This is a genomic window from Micromonospora cathayae (assembly GCF_028993575.1).
Lineage (GTDB): Bacteria > Actinomycetota > Actinomycetes > Mycobacteriales > Micromonosporaceae > Micromonospora > Micromonospora cathayae.
In genome coordinates this window covers 1,511,096-1,533,357 of sequence record NZ_CP118615.1, presented here as the reverse complement: position 1 = coordinate 1,533,357, position 22,262 = coordinate 1,511,096, and the positions used below count along the sequence as shown (strand labels likewise).

The window sequence follows — 22,262 nt, the reverse complement described above, 5'->3', positions numbered from 1 at the left end:
CCCGCCTGACCGGTTCCCGACCGGCCGACCGGGAACGACCCGGATGGACCTGACTGGCGGGAACAGCCCGCCACGGCGCGGATGACCTGACACGGCGCGGATGCCCCGGCACGAGCCGGTGCGTCCGCGCCGTGCTGTTTCGCAGCATCCGGCGAGATGAACACGGCTCGCGAACCGCCCGCCCGGACGGATGCCAGCATCGATGACGTGCTGGTCGTCACGACGGATAGCCTGCCCGGCTACGAGATCCGCCAGGTCCTCGGCGAGGTGGTGTCCTCGATGGCCAGGACCCGGAACCCGTACCGCGAGGGCGTGAAGAACCTGCGCGGCGGCGCGTACGACCCGATGGCCCCGGACAACCTCACCCGCTGGCGTACCGACTCGGTGGCCCGGCTCGGCGAGGAGGCCCGCCGCCTCGGCGCGAACGCCGTGGTGGGGATGCGGTTCGACAGCCGCGACTGCGGCGAGATGTGGATGGAGATGTGCGCCTACGGGACGGCGGTGGTCGTCGTACCCCGGATGCCGGCGACCATGCCCCCCGACCAGCCGGTGGTGGCCGCAGGCACCGCGCACGAGGCGGAGCTGCCCGAGGCCCCCGGCGGCATCGCCGAACCGCCCAGCGCACCGACCCTCTCCACCGCCGCCGAAACCCCCACCCGCGACGCCTGACAGGTCAGCTCAGAGGATGGGGGGCGGGGAGTAGGCGGCGGCCTCGGGGTGCCGGACGACGATCTTCGAGATCCGGGCGGTGACCGCCTCGACCTGGGCGGCGGCGGCCCCGGTGAAGGTACGCGGGTCGGCGACCAGGTCGGCGATCTCGGCCCGGGTCAGGCCCAGCCTCGGGTCGGCGGCGAGCCGGTCGAACAGGTCGTTCTCCGCCGCGCCCCGCTCCCGCATGGCCAGCGCCACCGCGACCGCGTGCTCCTTGATCGCCTCGTGCGCCACCTCCCGGCCGACCCCCCGCCGGACCGCCGCGACCAGGATCTTCGTGGTGGCGAGGAACGGCAGGAACCGCTCCAGCTCCCGGTTGATCACCGCCGGGTAGGCGCCGAACTCGTCCAGCACGGTGAGGAAGGTCTGGAACAGCCCGTCGGCGGCGAAGAAGGCGTCCGGCAGGGCCACCCGGCGGACCACCGAGCAGGAGACGTCGCCCTCGTTCCACTGGTCACCGGCCAGCTCGCCGACCATGGACAGGTACCCCCGGAGGATCACCGCGAAGCCGTTCACCCGCTCGCTGGACCGGGTGTTCATCTTGTGCGGCATCGCGCTGGAGCCGACCTGGCCGGGCTTGAAGCCCTCGGTGACCAGCTCCTGGCCGACCATCAGCCGGATCGTGGTGGCCAGCGACGACGGCGCGGCGGCCACCTGCACCAGGGTGGCGAGCACGTCGAAGTCGAGGGAGCGCGGGTACACCTGGCCGACGCTGTCCAGCACCCGGGCGAAGCCGAGGTGCTCGGCTACCCGCCGCTCCAGCTCGGCCACCTTGGTCGCGTCGCCGTCGAAGAGGTCGAGCTGGTCGGCGGCGGTACCGACCGGGCCCTTGACGCCCCGCAGCGGGTACCGGCCGAGCAGGTCCTCCAGCCGCTCGTACGCGACCAGCAGTTCCTCGGCGGCCGACGCGAACCGCTTGCCCAGCGTGGTGGCCTGCGCGGCGACGTTGTGCGACCGGCCGGTCATCACCAGGCCGGTGTGTTCGTGGGCGAGCCAGGCCAGTCGGGCCAGCGCGGCCACGATCCGGTCCCGGATCAGCTCCAGCGAGGCGCGGATCTGGAGCTGCTCGACGTTCTCGGTGAGGTCCCGGGAGGTCATGCCCTTGTGCACGTGCTCGTGCCCGGCGAGCGCGCTGAACTCCTCGATCCGCGCCTTCACGTCGTGCCGGGTGACCCGTTCCCGCTCGGCGATCGAGGCCAGGTCGACCTGGTCGAGCACCCGCTCGTACGCCTCGACGACCCCGTCCGGCACGGCCACCCCGAGGTCGCGCTGGGCCCGCAGGACGGCGAGCCAGAGCCGCCGCTCCATCCGTACCTTCTCCTCCGGGGACCAGAGGGCGACCAGCTCGGGGGAGGCGTACCGGTGGGCGAGCACGTTCGGGATCGTCGTCACCCGGCCATTCTCCGGTACGCGTCGACCACCGCCCCACCCAGGTCACGGGGCCGGAGCCCTCGGATGTGGGAGGGTCGCCGGATCCCGTCCGGCCGCACCCCGGACGGGACCGGAACCCCCCGCACGGCGACCCGTCCGACCGTGGTCGATCGATCACGGTCCGCCCGTTGCACCGGGCGGGACGCGTCGCTATGGTGCGTGGCAGAGGCCGGCATCTCCCCCCGTGGATGCCGGCCTCTGCGTTACCGGAGCGGCGCCTGAATCCCCCCAGATTCGAGCACCGGCATGCGAGATGGCGACTGGGTCGAGCCACGCGCCAACATCGATGAGCCTACGATGAAGCACGGGGAGCGTCAACTGACGTTAATAGCAGAAGAACGCTGGTTAACCTGAGCTTTCCGGCGAGCGTGGAGGTGAGAAGGCTTGAACGACACAGCCGAGAGCGGTACCTCGTTCGCGGACCGGCTCAACCTGCTCTTCGAGACCATCCGGCCGGCCGGCCGGGAAAGTCCGCACAGCAACAAAGATGTGGCCGCGGCAATTCGCGCAGCGGGCGGATCCATTTCCGATGTGTACATCTGGCAATTACGTACGGGTCGTCGGACAAACCCCACGAAGGAACACATAGAAGCACTCGCGCAGTTTTTCGGGGTGAGCCCGGCATACTTCTTCGACGACGAGCAGGCCCGGCACACCATCGCCGACCTCCGGACGCTGGACGCGCTGCGCAAGCTCCAGGTGCAGCACGTGTCGCTGCGTACCGTGCTCCAGCACAAGGGCCTCTCCCCGGCCAGCCAGCAGGTCATCCAGCAGATGGTCGACCGCTGCCTGGAACTGGAGGGTCTCACCGGCCGGGACACCGGGCCGGTACCGGACGGCGTGGCGACAGCGGACGGCGTGCCGGCACCGGACGCCGGGCCGACAGCGGACGGCGTGGCGGCGGAGGACGGACAGTCATGACCGGGTGGCGTGCCAAACGACGGTTGACGCGCCTCACCAGCGGAATCCGGGTCCCCGCCACCGCCGACAGCGCGGCCCTGTGCCAGGCGGTGGCCGAGCGCCTCGACCGCCCCGTCCAGCTTCTGCCCCTGCCGCTGCCGACCGACGCGCCCTGCGGCATCGTGATCACCACCCCGCAGAGCCACTACGTGGCGTACGACAACCGGACCAGCCCGCTGCACCAGCGGCACATCGTCGCCCACGAACTCGGCCACCTGCTCGCCGGACACGCCGCCCGCCCGGTCGGCACCAGCGACCTGGCCCGGCTGCTCATGCCCACCCTCGACCCGGCCATGGTCACCTCGGTGCTCGGCCGGATGCCCGGCTACGACGAGCGGACCGAATGGGAGGCCGAGGTGATCGCCGGGCTGCTCCGCAAGCACGCCGGCCAGCGCCCCGCCCCGCCCGCCGCCCCCACCGACCCGCCGACCGCCGATCCGTCGACCGCGGCCGTCGTCGACCGGATCCGACAGTCCCTCGCCGGGCCGTGACCGTGCACGAACTGCTCTATCCCGGACTCGCCGTCCTCGCCTGGGTCGCGGCGGGGGCCCGGATGTGCTCGGCGATGCGCAACGGCCCGGTCGCCCCGGCCCGGCACGCGGTCACCAGCTCGTTCGCCCTGCTCGGCCTGACCTTCACCGTCTCCACCCCGGCCGTCTGGGTGCTCGCCGACCGGGTCACCGGCATCGACAACGTCGCCGCCCTGATCGCCCACCTGTGCGTGGTCGGCTTCTCCACCACCCTCCAGGTCCTGCTGCTCTGGTGGACCAACCCGGCCGAGACCGCCCGCCCCCGCAGTCGCAACCGGCTGGTCACCTTCGGCGCGGTGGCGGTGGTGCTCACCGTCCTCTTCGTCGGCATCGGCCCCACCGACACCCACGACACCGACTTCGTGGTCGCCTACGCCCACCGGCCACAACTCGCCGGGTACCTGCTGATGTACCTGGTGGCCTTCTCGGCGGGGCTGATCGACATCATCCGGATCTGCTGGCCGTACGCCCGGCTGGTCGGGCCCGGTTGGCTACGCCGTGGGCTGCGCACCACCGCGGTCGGCGCGATGATCGGGCTGGTCTACACCGCGGCCCGGGTCCTCGACGTACTCACCGCCGTCGGCTGGAACCCGCCCCGCTGGGAGGGGATCGTCCCGATCGCCGCCAGCACCGGCGCGCTCCTGGTCATCGTCGGGCTGACCCTGCCCGCCCTCGGTCCCAAACTCGACACCACCGCCGGGACCGCGCACCGGATCCGGCTGCTCCACCAGCTCCGCCCGCTCTGGGCCGCCCTCTGCGCGGCCGTACCCGCCGTCCGCCTCACCCACGACCGGCGCTGGTGGCGACCGGCCGACCGGCTGCACCGCCGGGTCATCGAGATCTACGACGCCCGGCTGGTGCTGCGTCCGTACCTCAGCGAAGCCGTCGGTGACCAGGCCCGCCGCCGCGCGGAGGAGCACGGCCTCGGCGGCGACGACCTGGCCGCCGTGGTCGAGGCCGCGAAGCTGCGCGCCGCGCTGGCGGCGCTGCGCGCCGACGTGCGCAGCAGCCGACCGGAACAGCCGGACCCGCCCGATCCGGCCGTCGACGAGGTACGCGAGGTCGAGCAGTTGGCCCGGGTGGCCCGCGCCTTCGCCACCTCTCCGCTGGTCGGCGCCGCCACCCGGGACACCGGCGACCACCCCTGACACCCCGGCCGCCGGGGCCGCCGGGGTGGGTCGGGCCGCGGCCGTCGGCCACCTTCGCGTTCCGCGGGGCGCGTCCGGGTCGTGGCGGAGCCAGACGTACGCCGCCGGCTGCCCCCGGTTCCACCCGTCGGCCTCCGCCGCCGGCACCGGCCGGTAGCCGGCGGCGGCGTAACACCGCGGCGCCGGGGCATTGTCCGGGTGCAGCCGACCAACTCACCCGCCTCCACCAGCCCGTACGCCTCGACGTCTGGCGCGGCGGCCCAACCGGCGACCACCGAAGCGGTACCCCGGTCCACCGCCACCTCCTTTTCCGCCCGATCTCAAGGAGCGCTCCAACCGTTCACCGTGTGCACCCGCCCCGTCACACCCTGCCGTGAGATCCTTTCGGCTGGGAGCTAGCGTATTACGTCGTGGTACGGTGGGTAGAGCGAGAAATCAACTGGACAGAAGAGGCCGAGGCACACATCGGTCGACACAGCGTGGCACCCGGCGACGTCGAGGACGTGATCTACACCCGACCTCGACTCGTCCTGGGTGGCAGGAACGGCACGACCCTGGTGTACGGCACCACGAAGGCAGGGCGATTCTTACTGGTCGTCCTCAGCGCGGCCATGGACGGACGCTGGTACGTGGTCACGAGCAGGGAGATGACAGCAGGCGAGAGGCGCATCTTCTCAGCAAGGGGGCGGTAGACATGAATCTCGACGACACCCGCGACCACTACGACACCACGGACACGTCCGACGAGATGACCGCTGCGCTGGAGCACGGGTCCGCGCGCTGGGAGACCGAGGTCGCCGAGGATCCGATGGTCGGGACGTCGCTCCGCCTTCCTCGTTCCCTGCTCGAAGCAGTCCGCGCCGAGGCCGCCGCTCGCCACCTTCCCACGACCACGCTGATCCGGGCGTGGATCACCGAAGCCCTGCACCGGACGCCCCACACCTCCGCGATCACCGCCGACGAACTCGGCAACGAGGTACGAGAGCTGAGGCAGGAGGTCCATGCGCTCCGAGCGCTCGTGCAGGAGCGTACGGAGCCCAGAGGCAGGACCCTGGTGCCGAGAGGACGCGTCGCCAGGTCCGTCGTGATCTTCGGAAGAACGTCGACCCCCCGTACCCTGCGGCTGGGCGGCACGGCCCGGACGGGCGGCACGGAAGCACCGCTGGACAACCCTCGTCCTTGACCTGGGTCGACCCCTGCCGTCGTTGGCACGCCGACTGACCGCACCGGAGGTTCCTGGATCAACTACGCCGCAGGGGTTCGCGAGCGCTGTCACCCCACCGTTCTCCTACCCCCTGCCGTCGGTTCGCTCGGGCCCGGATCACGGTGGGGCGGGGCGGGCGGTGAGGGCGTGGAACAGGGCGCGGCAGGCGGCGTCCTCGGTGGCATGCACCTCGCGGACGTCGTACTCGCCGCGTTCGTAGAGGCCGATCTCCCAGCGCCCGCCGGCGGCCCGGCGCAGGAACCAGAAGTCCGGCGGGACCGGCACGTGTTCGTGGACGCCCGCCAGTTGGAAGGACTCCGGGGAGAGCCCGGTGTCCAGCAGGGCGCTGCGTAACTCGTGCCGGTCCACGCCGGTCCTCCTGTCGGTGCTGGACGTCAGCAGACGGTGACGCCGGTCTTCGGGGCACACGGGTTCACGTTCGGGGCGGCGATGTTCTCCTCCACCAGGAACCCGTGCGCGACCAGCCAGGTGACGCTCAGCTGGGTACCGGCCTGCGGCAGGTACTTCGACTCCAGTTTGAACTGGGTACCCATGCCGGGCTGGGCGAACCACGGTGCGATCGGCCCGGAGTCGACGGTGAACGGCTTGAGCACGCAGTACGTGTGGTAGTTCGCCAGCGGCGCGTTGGCCGGGGTGTTCAGGTTGGACGGCGGCAGCGCCCGGGAGCTGAACGGCGTACCGAGCGGGGAGAGGTAGGCACCGCCGGGGAAGCCGAACCGGTCCAGCCGGTACCCGGGCAGCAGGGTCTGGGCCGTCTTGATCGGGCGGCCGTCCGGGGCGATCACGAAGCCGCCGGCCGGCGGGTAGACGTACGCGTCCTGGGCGGCGTTGCCGTACTGGTCGAGGAATTCCTGCTCGGTGAGCGCGCCGAAGCGCTGGTAGCCGGCGAGCAGTGGGCCGACCGGGCTGGCGGTGGGCAGTTGGGCCGGGCCGAGCAGCGGGTTGTTGTCGTAGTACGCGGTGGTGGGCGGGGCGTTCGGCGGCACCCCGGGCCGGCACAGTGACCCGGTGACGGAGCCGGAGCCGCCGGGCCGCTGGATCGGTAGCTGTCCAGCCTGCTGGGCGGGCGGGCGGCCGGTGGACGGACCGGTGTCGGCTGGTCGGGTCCGCTGGTCGTGGTCGACGTCGGCCGGGCCGCCGGAACGGGTGGGTACGGCCTGGGCGCTGCCGGCCAGCACGGACTGGGCGGGCAGCGGCAGCAGCACCAGGGTGGCCCCGGCGAGCAGGGCCAGGAGTCGCCGGTTGAGCTTCATGGGTACCTCCACGGACAAAACGGACTAGAAAGCCCATCGTCGGGAGGTTCGAACATGAATGTGAGGGTTTGCCGTATTCGTACCTGAAAGGCGGAAGGTGCCGGTAGCCACGCCGATAGAAGTTGACCTATCCTTTGGCCACCTCAGGGCTCCTGGCGCCGGCCGGGGAGCCGCCCCCGAAGGAGATCAGCATGATCCGTCGTGCCGCCGTCGCGCTCGTCCTCGCAGCGAGCGCCTTCGCCATGATCCCCGGCTCGCCCGCCCAGGCGCGCGCCTGCCGGATCGATTTCGAGTGCTACACCACCTACTACTCGGACGCCTCGAAGACCACGGTCGTCGGCAGCCTCTACGAGAGCTGCACCGGCACCCGGTACTTCGACGGCGTCCGCACCGGCTACCTGACCTTCCAGGAGACCCGCTGCTTCTGACCCGGACAGCCCGCCGGCCCCGCGCCGCTCGGCCAGGCGTCGGCGGGCCGCACCGTCAGCGTTCCAGGATGGCGGTGACGCCCTGCCCGCCGGCCGCGCAGATCGAGATCAGGCCGCGCCCGCTGCCCTTCTCGGCGAGCAGCTTCGCCAGGGTGGCGACGATCCGGCCGCCGGTCGCGGCGAACGGGTGCCCGGCCGCCAACGACGAGCCGACCACGTTCAGCTTCTCCCGGTCGATCGGGCCGGGCGGGGTGTCCCGGCCGAGCCGCTCCCTGGCGAACTCCGGCGACTCCCAGGCGGCCAGCGTCGCCAGCACCTGCGAGGCGAACGCCTCGTGCAGCTCGTAGAAGTCGAAGTCCTGGAGGGTCAGCCCGGCCCGGTCGAGCATCGCCGGCACCGCGTACGCGGGTGCCATCAGCAGCCCCTCGTCGCCGTGCACGAAGTCCACCGCCGCCGTCTGGGACCAGGTGAACCAGGCCAGCACCGGCAGGTTCCGCTCGCGGGCCCACTCCTCGCTGGCCAGCAGCACGGTGGACGCCCCGTCGGTGAGCGGCGACGAGTTCCCGGCGGTCATGGTGGCCCGTTCGGCGTCCGGCCCCCGGGTGCCGAAGACCGGCTTCAGGCCGCCGAGCTTCTCCAGGGTGCTGTCCGGGCGGAGGTTCTGGTCGCGGGTGAGTCCCAGGTACGGGGTCAGCAGGTCGTCGAAGAACCCGCGCTCGTACGCGGCGGCGAGCCGCTGGTGGCTGCGCAGCGCCAGCTCGTCCTGGGCCTGCCGGTCGACGTTCCAGCGCAGCGCGGTCCGGGCCGCGTGCTCACCCATGGACAGCCCGGTACGCGGCTCGGCGTTGCGCGGGATCTCCGGCTGGAACGGCTGGAGCGGACGCAGCTTCGCGGCGACCTTCAGCCGCTCGCCCAGGGTCCGGGCCGAGTTGAGTTTGAGCAGCGTACGGCGCATCTCCTCGTTGACCGCGAGCGGCGCGTCACTGGTGGTGTCGACGCCACCGGCGATCCCCACGTCGAGCTGCCCGAGGGCGATCTTGTTGGCGACCAGGATCACCGCCTCCAGGCCGGTGCCGCACGCCTGCTGGATGTCGTACGCCGGGGTGTGCGGGTCGAGTTTCGAGCCGAGCACCACCTCGCGGGCCAGGTTGAAGTCCTTCGCGTGCTTGAGCACCGCCCCGGCGACCACCTCGCCGACCCGCTGCCCGGCCAGCCCGAACCGGGCGACCAGCCCGTCGAGGGCCGCACCGAGCAGGTCGGCGTTGGACGCGTCGGCGTACCGCGAGTTGGACCGGGCGAACGGGATCCGGTTGCCGCCGATCACCGCTACCCGTCGGATGCTCTGCACGATCCCGCCTCCTCGAAACACTTGCCCTGACCCTACTCGCCAGTAGGCTACGCCTATGACCGACAGGTACGCGAGCTTCGTCCAATCCGGGGCCGGTCGTGCGCTGGTCAAGCGCCTGGGCCTGCCCGACCCGCCCCGGCTGCGGCGGCACCGGCCCGGTGACCCGCTGCTGCCCGGCCCGGCCCGGCTCGGTGCGGCCACCGGGAGCAGGCTCGCCGACCAGGTCGAACGGATCCTCACCACCGCCGGGGTCGAGGTGGTGACCGCCGACCCGGCCACCGCAGTCACGCCGGCCGACACCGGGCCGGCCACCGCGGCCACGCCGGCTGGCACCGGGGGCGACGGGTCCGCCGACCCGGGCACCCGGTTCGGGGCCCTGGTGTACGACGCCACCGGCATCACCGACTCCACCGGCCTGCGCCAGCTCTACGACTTCTTCCACCCGTACGCCCGCTCGCTGACGCCCAGCGGACGGGTGATCGTGCTGGGTACCCCGCCCGCCGGGGCGGCCACCCCGCGCGAGGCGACCGCCCAGCGCGCCCTGGAAGGGCTGACCCGCAGCATCGGCAAGGAGTTCGGCCGGGGCGTCACCGCGCAACTGGTCCACGTCACGCCGGACGGGGACGCCAGCACCGCCACCAGCCTGGAAGCCACCCTGCGGTTCCTGCTCTCCGGCCGGTCCGCGTACGTCTCCGGGCAGGTGGTCCGGGTCGGCACCGGTACGGCGTCCGCGCCGGCCGACTGGGACCGTCCGCTGGACGGCCAGGTCGTCCTGGTCACCGGGGCGGCCCGGGGCATCGGCGCGGCGCTGGCCCGGGTGCTGGCCCGCGACGGGGCGCAGGTGGTGGCGCTGGACATCCCGGAGGCCGGGGACGAACTGGCCGCCGTCGCCAACGAGGTCGGCGGCACCGCCGTACAGCTCGACCTGACCGCGCCGAACGCGGCCGGCCGGCTCGCCGACCACCTGGCCGCCCGGCACGGCCGGGTCGACGCGGTGGTGCACAACGCCGGCATCACCCGGGACAAGACCATCGCCCGGATGAACGCCGACCGCTGGGACCAGGTGATCGACGTGAACCTGTCCAGCCAGGAACGGATCAACGACGTGCTGCTGGAGCGGGAACTGCTCCCACCCGGCGGGCGGCTGGTGTCGGTCTCCTCGATCGCCGGGATCGCCGGCAACCGGGGCCAGACCAACTACGCCACCAGCAAGGCCGGCGTGATCGGTCTGGTCGACGCACTCGCCCCGGCGCTGGCCGGGCGGGGGATCAGCGTCAACGCGGTGGCCCCCGGGTTCATCGAGACCCGGCTGACCGCCCGGATCCCCCTGGTGCTGCGCGAGGCGGGCCGCCGGATGAACAGCCTGTCCCAGGGTGGCCTGCCGGTCGACGTGGCAGAGACCATCGGCTGGCTGGCCTGGCCGGCGTCCGGCGCGGTCAGCGGCAACGTGGTCCGGGTCTGCGGCCAGAGCCTGCTGGGGGCGTGATGACCACACCGGAGCCCGGGGCCGGTCCGGCCCGCAGGATCGTCGAGCTGCCGGCGCTGCCCGCGTCCGGGCCGCTGTACCGGCGGGCGGTGCTCGGATCGGTGCCGGGACTCGGCGGCCGACGGGCCGGCACGCTCCCCGACGTCGAGCTGCGGGTGCGGGGCGTCACCGTGGACCGGGCCCGGCTGGCCGACTACGACCGGGTCTGCGGGTTCCGGCTGACCGACACGCTGCCGGGGACATACCCGCACATCATGGGTTTCCCGCTGGCGTTGCGGCTGATCACCGCCCCGGACTTCCCGATCCCGCTGGCCGGGGTGGTGCACGTCGGCAACCGGATCACCGTGCGCCGGCCGGTCGACGCCGACGAGACCCTGGACTTCACCACGTACGCGGAGAACCTGCGACCGCACCCGCGCGGCCGGCAGCTCGACGTGGTGCTGGTCGGCTCGGTGGCCGGCGAGGAGGTCTGGCGGGGCGTGTCGACGTACCTCGGACGGGAACGGCCGGCCGCCGGCGACAGCCGGGGCGGGCGCGGCGACGACCGGCGGGACGGGCGTGCGCAAGGCGACGGCGGGCCGGGCGACGACCGGGGCGGGCCGGGCGGACGGGGCGAGCCGGGCGGACGGGGTGAGCGGCCTCCGGTCCCGGCCGGCTCGGCAATGTGGCGGGTCGGGCCGCGGGTCGGCCGGGACTACGCCCGGGTCTCCGGCGACCACAACCCCATCCACACCTCGCGGATCGGCGCGAAGCTGCTCGGCTTCCCCCGCCCGATCGCGCACGGGATGTGGAGCAAGGCCCGCTGCCTGGCCGCGTTGGCGACCCGGCTGCCGGCGGCGTACACGGTGGAGGTGGCCTTCAAGCGGCCGGTGCCGCTGCCGTCCACGGTCACCTTCGCCACCGACACGGACGGTGCCTTCACCCTGCAGTCCACCCGCCCGCACCTGGTGGGCCAACTGTCCTGAACGGCGAGGCCCCGGCCCGGGACTGCTGTCCTGGGCCGGGGCCGGTGCCGGGCCGCCGATCAGACGGGCCGACGGTCGGACGGTCAGACGAAGTTCACGTCACTGCACCACATGTACGCCTGGTCCAGGTGGGATGCCTGCCAGATGACGAAGACGATGTGGTGTCCGGTGTAGCCGGAGGTCGAGATGTTGAACGAGATGTTCTGCGCCGGCGCGTAACGCCCGGTCTGCGTGATGAAGTCGAGGTTCCCCCAGCCGAGCGACTGGGTCGCCGGGTTGAACCCCTGCTTGCTGACGTAGACCCGGAAGTAGTCGGCACCGTGGCTGGCCTGGTCGTAGAGCTGGATCGTCAGGTTGCGGCTGACATTGGTCGTCTTCCACGCGCCGGGCCGGTTCAGGCTGTCGTTGCGGCTGAGCCCGTTGCTGCACAGCTGGCCGTCGGGGGTGCGGGCCTGGAACTGCCCGCCGAGGCCGTCCCGCAGGGCGCTCATCCAGTTCCACATGGTGTCCGGGTTGGCCTGAAACGCCTGGTAGCACATCGGGTCGCGCTGCTGCATGGTCGGGTCCATGTGGTTGCTGCCCCAGGTCTGCCAGCACTGGTAGGCGCGGGTCGCCGGGCTGACGATGGTGCCGTGGGCCTGGGCCGCGCCGGTCCAGGTGAGCGTGGCGGCCAGCATGGCGAACACCATGACGACCGCGCGGACGGACTGGCGGGCGGCTGACCGGGATTGCCGGCCGGATTGGTCGAGCTGCTGTGGACGCACTGACATCCTCCTTATCCGGACGCCCCGAGTGGTGGTGGGAGCGCTTCCATCAGCATTGCATCAACCGTCCGTCATTTCAATGATCGTCTATCAATGTCGGCATGTGACCCGACTTCGACCTTCGGTCTCACTTGCGCGATCTAAGTGTTTACGCAGTTCATCAACATGATCACGCCAAACCTTTCCGATGTTACAAACGTCGATGTTTTTACCGTTCTCTCGACCGTCGAGTGAATCTTCACCCGCTCCCCCCGGCCGAGGACCTACCGGGCCGACCACCCGTCGCGGCCGAGGGGCCGCCGCCGCGGCCGGCGGGATCGGCCCGGACGCGGGGCTCGACAGTCACCCGATCGTGCGCTACGTTGTTCTCAGATCGAGTAATTCTCAACGTGAGAGAGACGAAGCCGTGAACGAGCAGGAGTTCCTCGCCGGGTACGACCCCACCGCCTACCCGGCGGTCGCCGTCACCGTGGACGTGGTCGCGCTGACCATCCGCGAGGGCGCGCTGCACCTGCTGCTGATCCGGCGCGGCCAGCCGCCGTACCAGGGACACTGGGCACTGCCCGGTGGGTTCGTCCGGCCCACCGAGGACCTCGCCACCGGCGCCCGCCGGGAGCTGGCCGAGGAGACCGGCCTCGGCGACGACCGGATGCGCCGGATCCACCTGGAGCAGCTCGGCAGCTACGGCGACCCGGACCGGGACCCCCGGATGCGGGTCGTCTCCATCGCGCACCTCGCGTTCGCGCCCGACCTGCCCGACCCGGTCGCCGCCACCGACGCCGCCGAGGCGGGCTGGCTGCCGGTGACCGCGCTGAGCGGCCGGCAGCTCGCCTTCGACCACGCCCGGGTCATCGACGACGGGCTGGAGCGGGCCCGGTCCAAGCTGGAGTACACCCCGCTGGCGACCCGCTTCCTCGCCCCCGAGTTCACCGTCAGCGAGCTGCGCGGCGTCTACGAGACCGTCTGGGGGCAGCCGCTGCACGCCGGCAACTTCCACCGCAAGGTGCTCAGCGTGCCGGGCTTCGTGGAGGGCACCGGCACCAGCACCGAACGCGGCGGGGCGCGCGGCGGCCCGCGCGCCAAGCTCTACCGGGCCGGCGACGCCCGGCTGCTCCACCCCGCGCTGCTGCGCCCCGACCGGGAGGAGACCATCCGATGAGGACCGACGAGGCGATCAGCCTGGTCACGGCGGCCCGCACCGGCACCGACCTGTTCGGCACCGACGCGCCGGCCCGCCGCTACCGCGAACTGGTCGCGGCGCTGCACCCGGACCGGTTGGGCACCGCCGACGACCGGGTACGCGCCGCCGCCACCGATGCCTTCGTCCAGGTCACCAGCTGGTGGCGGGCCGGCCGGGGGGGCCGGCCCGCCACCGATCAGGTCGTCCTCGGGGCGTACCGGCTCGGCGGGCTCGCGTACGCCGGGGACCTGGCCGACCTGTACGACGCCGACGCCGGCCGGCTGCTCAAGGTGCCCCGTGACCCGGCCGACAACGACCTGATGGCCCGCGAGGCACACGCCCTGCGCACCATCGAGGAGCAGGGCGACCCGCGCTACCTGCCGTACGTGCCCCGGCTGGTCGACTCGTTCCGGCACCGGGACGCCGACACCGGGGCGGAACGACGGATCAACGTGCTGGCCGCCGTACCGGGGCTGCACAGCCTGACCGACGTGCGCCGGGCGTACCCGGACGGACTGGACGCCCGGGACGTGGCCTGGATGTGGCGGCGGCTACTGGTCGCCCTCGGCCTGGCCCACCGGGCCGGCGTGGTGCACGGCGCGGTGCTGCCGCCGCACGTGCTGATCGAGCCGGACGGACACGGCGTGGTCCTGGTCGACTGGTGCTTCTCCACCGCGCCCGGCACCGCCGTACCGGCCCTGGTCCCCGGCCACCAGGACTGGTACCCGGAGGAGATCCGCCGGAAGCAGCCCTGCGGGCCGGGCAGCGACATCTGGCTGGCGACCGGCTGCATGACCTGGCTGATGGGCCGGCACGCCCCGCGCGAGCTGCGCTCCTTCGCCGACGGCTGCCGGCAGCGGTCCCTGCGCGGCCGGCCGGACGACGCCTGGCAGTTGCTCGGCGAACTCGACGAGGTGCTGGAACGGCTGTACGGGCCACGCACCTTCCGACCCTTCACGCTCAACCCCTAAGGAGGCTGCCATGGGCAGCGGAGTCTGGTCCACCGACGTCTACGATGCCGCCAAGCGCTACCGCAAGGCCACCGGCAAGAGCGCGTTCTCGTACAGCGACAGCGGGGCGCGCACGGTGCACACCGCGCTCGACCCGAAGGGCGCGACCCGGGAGAGCCGGGACTCGGCCGAGCACCCGCAGTCCACCCCGATCGCGGTGCTGTTCGACGTGACCGGTTCGATGGGCACCGTGCCGCGCACCCTCCAGGCCAAGCTGCCGCAGCTGCTCGGCCTGCTCCAGCGCCAGGGGTACGCCAGCGACCCGCAGATCATGTTCGGCGCGATCGGCGACGCCACCTGCGACCGGGTGCCGTTGCAGGTAGGCCAGTTCGAGTCGGACAACCGGATGGACGACGACCTGGGCCGGATCGTGCTGGAGGGCGGCGGGGGCGGCCAGATGATGGAGTCGTACGAGCTGGCCATGTACTTCATGGCCCGGCACACGGTCACCGACTCGTGGCGGAAGCGGGGCCGGCGCGGCTACCTGTTCATCATCGGCGACGAGCTGGCGTACCCGGTGGTGAAGGCCCGCGAGGTCCGCGACCGGATCGGCGACCGGCTGGCCGAGGACGTGCCGATCCGGCAGCTCGTCGACGAGCTGACCGCCCGCTGGGACACGTACTACCTGCTCCCGGCCGGCAGCCACTACTCGGGCAACCGCAAGGTGCTCGACTTCTGGCGCGGTCTGCTCGGCCAGCACGCCGTCGAGCTGGACGACCTGGACGCGGTCTGCGAGACCATCGCGCTCACCGTCGGCCTCGGCGAGCAGGCCATCGACCTGGAGCAGGGCCTGCGGGACCTGGAACGGACCGGCTCGGCGGCCACCGCGACGGTGTCGAAGGCGCTGGCCCGGCTGGACGGCGGGCGCGGCGCCCAGGTGTCCACGCTGCCGTTCACCAGCACCGGCCGCGGCAGCGGGGTCACCCGGCTGTGAACCACGTGGTGGTGGTCGATCTCGGCTACGGGGACGCCGGCAAGGGCACCGTGGTGGACTGGCTCTGCGCGACCCGGCCGGTGCACACCGTGGTCCGGTTCAACGGTGGCGCGCAGGCCGCGCACAACGTCGTCCTGCCGGACGGCCGGCAGCACACCTTCGCCCAGTTCGGGGCGGGTACGTTCCGTCCCGGCGTCCGGACCCACCTGTCCCGGTACGTGGTGGTGGACCCGTTGGCGCTGGCCGCCGAGGCCGACCACCTCACCTCGGTCGGGGTGCCGGACGCCCTCGACCGGCTCACCGTGGACGGGGACGCGTTGCTCGCCACGCCCTACCACCGGGCCGCCAACCGGGCCCGGGAGATGGCCCGGGGAGCCGACCGGCACGGCTCCTGCGGGCTGGGGGTGGGCGAGTCCGTCGCGTACGGGCTCGCCCACCCCGACGAGGCCCCCCGGGTGGCCGACTGCCGGCACCCGGAGCGGCTGCGCCGCCGGCTCACCCTGCTGCGGGACCGGTTGACCGCCGAACTCGGCCCGCTGGACGCCCCGCCGGTCGCCGACTGCCTGCCCGCGTTCACCGGGTTCGCCGACCGGGTACGGATCGTCGACGGGACGTACCTGGCCGGGGTGCTGCGCGCCGGCACGTGCGTGTTCGAGGGCGCGCAGGGGGTGCTGCTGGACGAGTGGCACGGTTTCCACCCGTACACCACGTGGAGCACCACCACCTTCGCCAACGCGGAGACCCTGCTGACCGAGGCGGGGCTGGCCGGGTCGGCGCAGCGGCTGGGCGTACTGCGGACCACCACCACCCGGCACGGGCCGGGACCGCTGGTCACCGAGGATCCGGCGTTGCCGTTCACCGATCCGCGCAACCCGACGAACCCCTGGCAGGGCCGGTTCCGGTTCGGGCACTTCGACGCGGTCGCCCACCGGTACGCCCTGGCGGTGGCCGGCGGGGTGGACGGCCTCGCGCTCACCCACCTCGACCTGACCGGACGGCCTGATAGTCCGGCACAGCGCGCCCCGGGGACCGGGTGCCCGACCGACGGCGGGCCGGCTCCGCTGCGGATCTGCCGCCGCTACGACACCCTGGACCGGCTGGACCCCGGCCCGCCCGGCGACCTGGACCGGCAGGCGGCGCTCACCGCGCGGCTGGCGGCGGCCCGCCCGGTCTACGACGACGGGCCGCCGACCGACTGGGTGGCGGCGGTGGAAGCGGCCCTGGACGTGCCGGTGACACTCACCTCGCACGGCCCCACCGCCGCGGACAAGATCGCCCGGTCAGCCCAGGTAGCCGGCCAACTCGTCGCGGTCCCGGGGTAGGCCGTACTCCATCAGCAGCATCTCGAAGTTCCCGAACCGCCGGCCGTCGATCAGCCAGGCCCCGGGCGCGCCGACCAGCGTGTCGGCCAGTCGCCGCTGGGCCGGGGTCAGCGCGGTCGCCGGCGTACCGGCGGGCAGCCGGCCGTCCGGGAAGGCCAGCCGCAGCGCCTCGGCGGTCACCCGCAGCGCTTCCTTCCCGTCGACCCGGGGCAGCCGGTCCAGCAGCGCGTCGAACGCCCGGTCGGCGTGCCGGGGGCCGGCGTGCCGCAGCGCCGTGCCGGCGTACCCGGACAGGTCCCCGCCGAGGAACGGCACGGAATCGTCGTCCCCGGCCGGTTCGGGGACGACGGCGCTCCAGCGCAGCAGCTCGTCGACGGTCGCGTCGTCGGTCCGGTCGCCCAGCACCCGGGCGCGGGCGACCGCGGCGGCCCAGCGCACCACCGGGCGCGGGTCGGTGAGCAGCGCGGCGTCCGGGGCCGCCCCGAGCAGACCGGCCGCCACCAGGGCGGTCGCCGTCTCGCCGGGCGTCCGCCCGGATTCGGCCGCCGCGACCAGCGCCGGCACGCTGCCGGCGGCCTCCTCCGGGAACCAGGCCAGCGCGTACGCGGCCCCGACCCGCACCCCCTGGTCCGGGTCGGTGAGCAGGTCACGGAAGAGGGGTACGCCGGCGCGGACCGCGTCGTAGCCGGCCAGTGCGATGTACGCCCACAGTCGCCCCTGGTCGGCCTCGCTCAGCGACTCCACGTACGCGTACTCGACGTACTCCTTGTCGCCGTCCTCGTACCCGTCGTCGCTGTCATCGTCCTCGTCGTCGCTGTCGTCCTCGTCGTCTGTCCACGGGGGTGGCTTGGCGGCCAGCAGTTCCCGCCCGCCCTGTGCCGCGTCGCGGTGCTCGGCGATCGCGACGCCGTCCGGCAGCCAGCTCTCGTCGTACCCGATGGCCAGCGAGGTCAGCAGGTGCAGCAGCCAGTCCCGGTCCGGGGTGGCCGGGTCGGCGAGCAGCTCCAGCAGGAACGGCACCGCGTACGCGGACGCCTCGTACCGGGTGCCCTGGTGGAAGATGTTGGCGTAGAGCGCGCCGAGGGCGTCCTTGCGGACCTTCTCGTCCGGGGAACGCAACGCGCGGAGCTGGTCGGGTACGTCGGCGGCGGAGCCGTAGGCGTGGCCGAGCCGCGCCCAGTCGATGTCGTCGAGGTGATCGAGCACCGGCCCATGCTCGCGCATCCCACCGACACTCCCGGCAGCCGTACCCCACGGGCGACTCTGGGCGGCCGTGCCGCACCGGTGCTCCCGGTGCCCGCACCCGGGGCGGGCCTGCTCACCGGTCGGTGGGCCGCCAGGTGATGCCGCGCAGGAGTTGGTCCGCGCCCAGCCAGGCGACGTTCATCATCCGGGTGGCGGTCTTCTCCGGGTCCGCCTCGGGGTGGTCGGCGAGCCAGTCGGCCAGCGACTCGCTCGCCCCGACCAGCGCGTACGCGACCACTTCCAGGTCGGTTTCGCGGACCTCGCGGCCCCGGGCGCGCAGCGCGTGGTCGAGCATGCCGGCGACCACCTCGACCAGCTTGCCGCGCATGGTGGCGAGTTCCCGGGCGAACGGCTGCTCGCCCCGGGCCTGCCGGTAGAGCACGACCCAGCCGTCGCGGTGCCGGCCGACGAACCCGAAGAAGGCCCGCAGCCCCCGCCAGAGCCGCTCGTCGGCGGGCAGGTCGGGGGCGGCCGCCCCGGCGATCGCCTCCACCATCCGGGTGCCCTCCCGGTGCAGGCAGGCCACGAAGAGTTCTTCCTTCGTGCCGAGATAGGCGTACACCATCGGTTTGGAGATGCCGGCGTCCTCGGCGATCTCGTCCATGCTGGCAGCATGGAATCCCCTGCGTGAGAAGGCTCGCACGGCCGCGTCGAGCATCTGCTGCTCGCGGACGGCCCGGGGCAGCCGGCGGAAGGCGGGCGGGGTGGGTGGGCTGGACACCTTGCGAGCATACCTACCCGTGCGTAAGGTTACGCCAGAGTAGGCAAGTCGATCCGTCCGGAAGGTAGCCCCATGACTGAGTTCGACCCGGCCACGTTCGCGTCGGTCGGCCCCAAGGAGTTCGCCAAGCTGGTCAAGTCCACGCCGGACAAGCAGATCGCCGAGATCATGGCGGGCGAGCACCGGGGCAAGATCCTCGACGAGGTCTTCAACCGGATGCCGACGATCTTCCGGCCGGAGAAGGCCGGCTCCACCAACGCCGTCCTGCACTGGAACATCACCGGCGGCCCCGGCGGGGCGACCGACACCTACGAGGTCGTCATCGAGAACGGCACCTGCGTGGTCAACCCGACCCCGCAGCGGGACCCGAAGCTGAGCCTGACCCTCGGGCCGGTCGAGTTCCTCAAGATCGTCTCCGGCAACGGCAACCCGGCCATGATGTTCATGACCGGCAAGCTCAAGGCCAAGGGCGACCTGGGCCTGGCCGCCAACATCCCCAACCTGTTCGACATCCCCAAGGCCTGACCATGGCCGAGTTCTCGCTCGACCTGAACGAGGAACAGCGGGACCTCCGCGACTGGGTGCACGGCTTCGCCGCTGAGGTCGTGCGCCCGGCCGCGGCCGAGTGGGACGAACGCGAGGAAACCCCCTGGCCGGTCATCACCGAGGCGGCCAAGGTCGGCCTCTACGGCTTCGAGTTCCTCGTCACCTGCTGGGGTGACCCCACCGGCCTCTCCCTCCCGATCGCCAGCGAAGAACTCTTCTGGGGTGACGCCGGCATCGGGCTCAGCATCTTCGGCACCTCCCTCGCCGTCGCCGCCATCTACGGCTCCGGCACCCCCGAACAGCTCGTCGAGTGGGTGCCCCAGTGCTTCGGCGACGCCGAGTCCCCGGCCGTCGCCGCGTTCTGCTCCACCGAACCCGAGGCCGGCTCCGACGTCGCCGCCATGCGGACCCGGGCGGTCTACGACGAGGCCCGCGACGAGTGGGTGCTGCGCGGGCAGAAGGCGTACGCCACCAACGGCGGGATCGCCGGCGTGCACGTGGTCACCGCCTCGGTCGAGCCCGAACTCGGCTCGCGCGGCCAGGCCGCGTTCGTCGTACCGCCCGGAACGAAAGGGCTGCACGCCACCCGCAAGCTGCGCAAACTCGGGCTGCGCGCATCCCACACCGCCGACGTCTTCCTCGACGAGGTACGCGTACCGGGCAGTTGCCTGCTCGGCGGGCGGGACGCCCTGCTGGCCCGGCTCGACCGGGCCCGCTCCGGGCAACGCTCCTCCGGCCAGCGCTCCTCCGGCGGCCAGGCCGCGATGCGGACCTTTGAACTGTCCCGGCCCACCGTCGGCGCGCAGGCGATCGGAGTGGCCCGCGCCGCCTACGAGTACGCCCTGGAGTACGCCAAGGAACGGGTCCAGTTCGGTCGGCCGATCATCACCAACCAGGCGGTCGCGTTCGCGCTGGCCGACATGAAGATGGAGATCGACGCCGCCCGGCTGCTGGTCTGGCGGGCCTCCTGGATGGGCCGCAACGACAAGCCGTTCGCCGCCGGTGAGGGCTCGATGTCCAAGCTGAAGGCGGGCGAGGTGGCCGTCGCGGTCACCGAGAAGGCGGTACAGCTGCTCGGCGGGGCCGGTTTCCTCCGCGACCACCCGGTCGAACGCTGGTACCGGGACGCCAAGATCTACACCATCTTCGAGGGCACCTCGGAGATCCAGCGACTGGTCATCTCCCGCGCCATCTCCGGCGTCCAGATCCGCTGAACCGCAGGTCCGCTGCCCCGCCGGCACGCTGAGCCGAAGGTCCGCTGAGCCCTCGGCGCGCTGGACCGCCGATGCGGCGGGCCCTCGGCGCGCCGAGTCGCCGATACGACGGGCCCTCGGTCCGACGGGCCCTCGGTCCGACGGGCCCTCGGTCCGGCGGAAGCGGTCCATCCGGTACCCACCGGACGCCAGAAGGGGGTCACTCCCTTGCCGACCGACCTGCCGTTCGTCGTCGCCACGCTCATCCGGCGCGGGCTGCTCGCGCCCGGCCCACCGGTCCGGGTGGCGGCCCAGCTCAACGCACTGCGGAAGTGGGGGTTCAGCCTCGCCGGGGAGCTGCGCCAGGCGGCCGCCCGGGATCCCGGCCGCGTCGCGGTCGTCGACCAGGACGGCCGGGAGACCAGCTACGCCGACCTGCTCGACCGGGCCGAGCGGCTGGCCCGGGGCCTACGGTCGGTGGCCGGCGTACGGGCCGGCGACCGGGTCGGGGTGCTCGGCCGCAACCATCCCGGCCTGATCGAGACCATGGTGGCGACCACCCTGCTCGGCGCGGACGCGGTACTGGTCAACACCGGGCTCTCCGCCGGCCAGCTGGTCACCGTCGCCGGGGAGCAGCGGCTGCGGGTGCTGGTCCACGACACCGAGTTCACCGACCGGACCCTCGGCCTGCCGGCCGAGGTGCGGCGCATCGACGAACGACAGCACGCCGAACTGGTCGCCGGGGCCGGTCGTGCGCCACGGCCCGGGGGAAGGCGAGCGATACCGGGCGGGCTGCGCCCGCCGCCCCGGGACGGCCGGACCATCGTGCTCACCTCCGGCACCACCGGCGCGCCGAAGGGGGCACAGCGGCGCAACCCGACCGGCTTCGGTCCGCTGGTCTCGATCATCGACCCGATCCCGCTGCACGTCCGGAACCGCATCATGATCGCCGCGCCGCTCTTCCACACCTGGGGGTACGCCGCCCTCCAGGTGTCGTTCGCGCTGCGCGCCACCATCGTGCTGCACCGCCGGTTCGACCCGGCCGGCACACTGGCCGCGCTCGTCGCCCACCGCTGCGACGCGCTGTTCGCCGTACCGGTGATGCTGCAACGGTTGCTGGAGGTGCCGCCGCCGCACCCGCGCCCGCCACTGCGGGTGGTCGCGGTCAGCGGGTCGGCGCTGCCCGGCGGGCTGGCCAACACCTTCATGGACGCCTACGGGGACGTCGTCTACAACCTGTACGGCTCGACCGAGGTCTCCTGGGCCTCCATCGCCACCCCCGCCGACCTGCGCGCCCACCCCACCACGGCGGGCCGGCCACCGCACGGCACCCGGCTGGCGATCCTCGACGACGAGGGCCGACCGGTCCCGACCGGGCAGGTCGGGCGGATCTTCGTCGGCAACGGGATGCTCTTCGAGGGGTACACCTCCGGGGCCGGCCGGGCCAGCCACGACGGCCTGCTCGACACCGGTGACCTGGGACGGATCGACGGCGACGGGCGGCTCTTCGTCGACGGCCGCGCCGACGACATGATCGTCTCCGGTGGCGAGAACGTCTTCCCCGCCGAGGTGGAGGACCTGATCGCCCGGCTACCCGAGGTCCGCGAGGTCGCGGTGCTCGGGGTACCGGACGACGAGTACGGCCAGCGGCTCGCCGCCTTCCTCAGCCTGCACCCCGACCGGACCCTCGACGCCGACGCGGTCCGCGACCACGTCCGGCACCACCTGGCCCGGTTCTCCGTACCCCGGGACGTGATCTTCGTGAGCCATCTGCCGCGCAACGCCACCGGTAAGGTCCTGGCCCGGGAGCTGCGCAGCCACTACGACTGAGACGGCGGTCACCACCGTCCACAGTGGTATCT

At 72.8% G+C, this 22,262-nt stretch carries 20 protein-coding genes and 2 pseudogenes; 15 read left to right on the top strand and 7 right to left on the bottom strand.

Going from position 1 to position 22,262, the window contains the following annotated elements; genetic code table 11:
• Positions 1 to 86 precede the first annotated feature (86 nt).
• Positions 87 to 669 (top strand): annotated as a pseudogene (locus tag PVK37_RS07110) (YbjQ family protein).
• A gap of 9 nt (positions 670 to 678) precedes the next feature.
• On the opposite strand, the gene purB reads toward PVK37_RS07110, so the two are convergent.
• The gene (gene purB / locus PVK37_RS07105) at positions 679 to 2,103 is read right to left on the bottom strand and encodes an adenylosuccinate lyase (RefSeq protein WP_275032969.1); all 1,425 of its coding nucleotides are present in this window, start codon (positions 2,101 to 2,103) and stop codon (positions 679 to 681) included.
• A 651-nt stretch (positions 2,104 to 2,754) separates the two neighbouring features.
• Between purB and PVK37_RS07100 the strand changes: the two genes are divergently transcribed.
• The 4 genes from PVK37_RS07100 to PVK37_RS07085 all read left to right on the top strand — a co-directional run bounded on the left by PVK37_RS07100 (position 2,755) and on the right by PVK37_RS07085 (position 5,963).
• The gene (locus tag PVK37_RS07100) at positions 2,755 to 3,063 is read left to right on the top strand and encodes a hypothetical protein (protein ID WP_275032968.1); all 309 of its coding nucleotides are present in this window, start codon (positions 2,755 to 2,757) and stop codon (positions 3,061 to 3,063) included.
• On the top strand, positions 3,060 to 3,593 hold the full coding sequence (locus PVK37_RS07095) for an ImmA/IrrE family metallo-endopeptidase (protein WP_275032967.1): 534 nt from the start codon (positions 3,060 to 3,062) through the stop codon (positions 3,591 to 3,593). Before PVK37_RS07100 ends, PVK37_RS07095 begins: the two co-directional genes overlap by 4 nt.
• Entirely contained in the window at positions 3,590 to 4,780 is a 1,191-nt protein-coding gene (locus PVK37_RS07090; protein ID WP_275032966.1) for an MAB_1171c family putative transporter, read from the top strand. The genes PVK37_RS07095 and PVK37_RS07090 overlap by 4 nt, the downstream gene beginning before the upstream one ends.
• Before the next feature lie 694 nt (positions 4,781 to 5,474).
• Positions 5,475 to 5,963 carry a hypothetical protein gene (locus PVK37_RS07085; RefSeq protein WP_275032965.1) on the top strand — a complete coding sequence of 163 codons (489 nt, stop codon included), beginning with the start codon at positions 5,475 to 5,477 and terminating at the stop codon, positions 5,961 to 5,963.
• A gap of 138 nt (positions 5,964 to 6,101) precedes the next feature.
• On the opposite strand, the gene PVK37_RS07080 is transcribed toward PVK37_RS07085, so the two are convergent.
• Positions 6,102 to 6,353, bottom strand: coding sequence for a hypothetical protein (locus PVK37_RS07080; RefSeq protein ID WP_275032964.1), 252 nt, complete (start codon positions 6,351 to 6,353; stop codon positions 6,102 to 6,104).
• Positions 6,354 to 6,379: 26 nt separating this feature from the next.
• Positions 6,380 to 7,258: a TNT domain-containing protein gene (locus tag PVK37_RS07075; protein WP_275032963.1), complete on the bottom strand. Its 879-nt coding sequence runs from the start codon at positions 7,256 to 7,258 to the stop codon at positions 6,380 to 6,382.
• 191 nt (positions 7,259 to 7,449) lie between these two features.
• Here PVK37_RS07075 and PVK37_RS07070 point away from each other — a divergent pair, with 191 nt between their 5' ends.
• Positions 7,450 to 7,686, top strand: coding sequence for a DUF6289 family protein (locus PVK37_RS07070; protein WP_275032962.1), 237 nt, complete (start codon positions 7,450 to 7,452; stop codon positions 7,684 to 7,686).
• A gap of 55 nt (positions 7,687 to 7,741) precedes the next feature.
• Here PVK37_RS07070 and PVK37_RS07065 read toward each other — a convergent pair whose 3' ends face one another.
• On the bottom strand, positions 7,742 to 9,034 hold the full coding sequence (locus PVK37_RS07065; protein ID WP_275032961.1) for an acetyl-CoA C-acetyltransferase: 1,293 nt from the start codon (positions 9,032 to 9,034) through the stop codon (positions 7,742 to 7,744).
• Positions 9,035 to 9,089: 55 nt separating this feature from the next.
• On the opposite strand from PVK37_RS07065, the gene PVK37_RS07060 reads away from it, so the two are divergent.
• On the top strand, positions 9,090 to 10,520 hold the full coding sequence (locus tag PVK37_RS07060; protein WP_275032960.1) for a 3-oxoacyl-ACP reductase: 1,431 nt from the start codon (positions 9,090 to 9,092) through the stop codon (positions 10,518 to 10,520).
• A pseudogene (locus PVK37_RS07055) lies at positions 10,517 to 11,513 on the top strand (MaoC family dehydratase); the annotation flags it as partial. The gene PVK37_RS07060 and the pseudogene PVK37_RS07055, both read left to right, overlap by 4 nt.
• 55 nt (positions 11,514 to 11,568) lie before the next feature.
• Here PVK37_RS07055 and PVK37_RS07050 read toward each other — a convergent pair.
• Positions 11,569 to 12,249 carry a lytic polysaccharide monooxygenase auxiliary activity family 9 protein gene (locus PVK37_RS07050; protein WP_423791011.1) on the bottom strand — a complete coding sequence of 227 codons (681 nt, stop codon included), beginning with the start codon at positions 12,247 to 12,249 and terminating at the stop codon, positions 11,569 to 11,571.
• Between the two features lie 406 nt (positions 12,250 to 12,655).
• On the opposite strand from PVK37_RS07050, the gene PVK37_RS07045 reads away from it, so the two are divergent.
• Genes PVK37_RS07045 through PVK37_RS07030 form a run of 4 tightly spaced genes read left to right on the top strand, consistent with a single transcriptional unit; the run spans position 12,656 to position 16,695 of the window.
• A complete protein-coding gene (locus PVK37_RS07045) occupies positions 12,656 to 13,408 on the top strand; it encodes an NUDIX hydrolase (protein WP_275032957.1) in 753 nt (250 codons plus the stop codon).
• Positions 13,405 to 14,400 carry a serine/threonine-protein kinase gene (locus PVK37_RS07040; protein ID WP_275032956.1) on the top strand — a complete coding sequence of 332 codons (996 nt, stop codon included), beginning with the start codon at positions 13,405 to 13,407 and terminating at the stop codon, positions 14,398 to 14,400. The genes PVK37_RS07045 and PVK37_RS07040 overlap by 4 nt, the downstream gene beginning before the upstream one ends.
• Positions 14,401 to 14,410: 10 nt before the next feature.
• A complete protein-coding gene (locus PVK37_RS07035) occupies positions 14,411 to 15,373 on the top strand; it encodes a hypothetical protein (protein ID WP_275032955.1) in 963 nt (320 codons plus the stop codon).
• Positions 15,370 to 16,695: an adenylosuccinate synthetase gene (locus PVK37_RS07030; RefSeq protein ID WP_275032953.1), complete on the top strand. Its 1,326-nt coding sequence runs from the start codon at positions 15,370 to 15,372 to the stop codon at positions 16,693 to 16,695. The genes PVK37_RS07035 and PVK37_RS07030 overlap by 4 nt, the downstream gene beginning before the upstream one ends.
• On the opposite strand, the gene PVK37_RS07025 is transcribed toward PVK37_RS07030, so the two are convergent.
• Together PVK37_RS07025 and PVK37_RS07020 are read right to left on the bottom strand one after the other, a co-directional pair.
• Entirely contained in the window at positions 16,654 to 17,901 is a 1,248-nt protein-coding gene (locus PVK37_RS07025) for a HEAT repeat domain-containing protein (protein ID WP_275032951.1), read from the bottom strand. The two genes, PVK37_RS07030 and PVK37_RS07025, sit on opposite strands and share 42 nt — an antisense overlap.
• 112 nt (positions 17,902 to 18,013) lie before the next feature.
• Positions 18,014 to 18,598, bottom strand: coding sequence for a TetR/AcrR family transcriptional regulator (locus PVK37_RS07020; RefSeq protein ID WP_423791060.1), 585 nt, complete (start codon positions 18,596 to 18,598; stop codon positions 18,014 to 18,016).
• Between the two features lie 135 nt (positions 18,599 to 18,733).
• Here PVK37_RS07020 and PVK37_RS07015 point away from each other — a divergent pair, with 135 nt between their 5' ends.
• The 3 genes from PVK37_RS07015 to PVK37_RS07005 all read left to right on the top strand — a co-directional run bounded on the left by PVK37_RS07015 (position 18,734) and on the right by PVK37_RS07005 (position 22,230).
• Positions 18,734 to 19,186, top strand: coding sequence for an SCP2 sterol-binding domain-containing protein (locus PVK37_RS07015; protein WP_275032948.1), 453 nt, complete (start codon positions 18,734 to 18,736; stop codon positions 19,184 to 19,186).
• Between the two features lie 2 nt (positions 19,187 to 19,188).
• Positions 19,189 to 20,421, top strand: a complete 1,233-nt coding sequence (locus tag PVK37_RS07010; RefSeq protein WP_275032947.1) for an acyl-CoA dehydrogenase family protein — start codon at positions 19,189 to 19,191, stop codon at positions 20,419 to 20,421.
• 207 nt (positions 20,422 to 20,628) lie between these two features.
• The gene (locus PVK37_RS07005; RefSeq protein ID WP_275032946.1) at positions 20,629 to 22,230 is read left to right on the top strand and encodes an AMP-binding protein; all 1,602 of its coding nucleotides are present in this window, start codon (positions 20,629 to 20,631) and stop codon (positions 22,228 to 22,230) included.
• Positions 22,231 to 22,262: the final 32 nt, after the last annotated feature.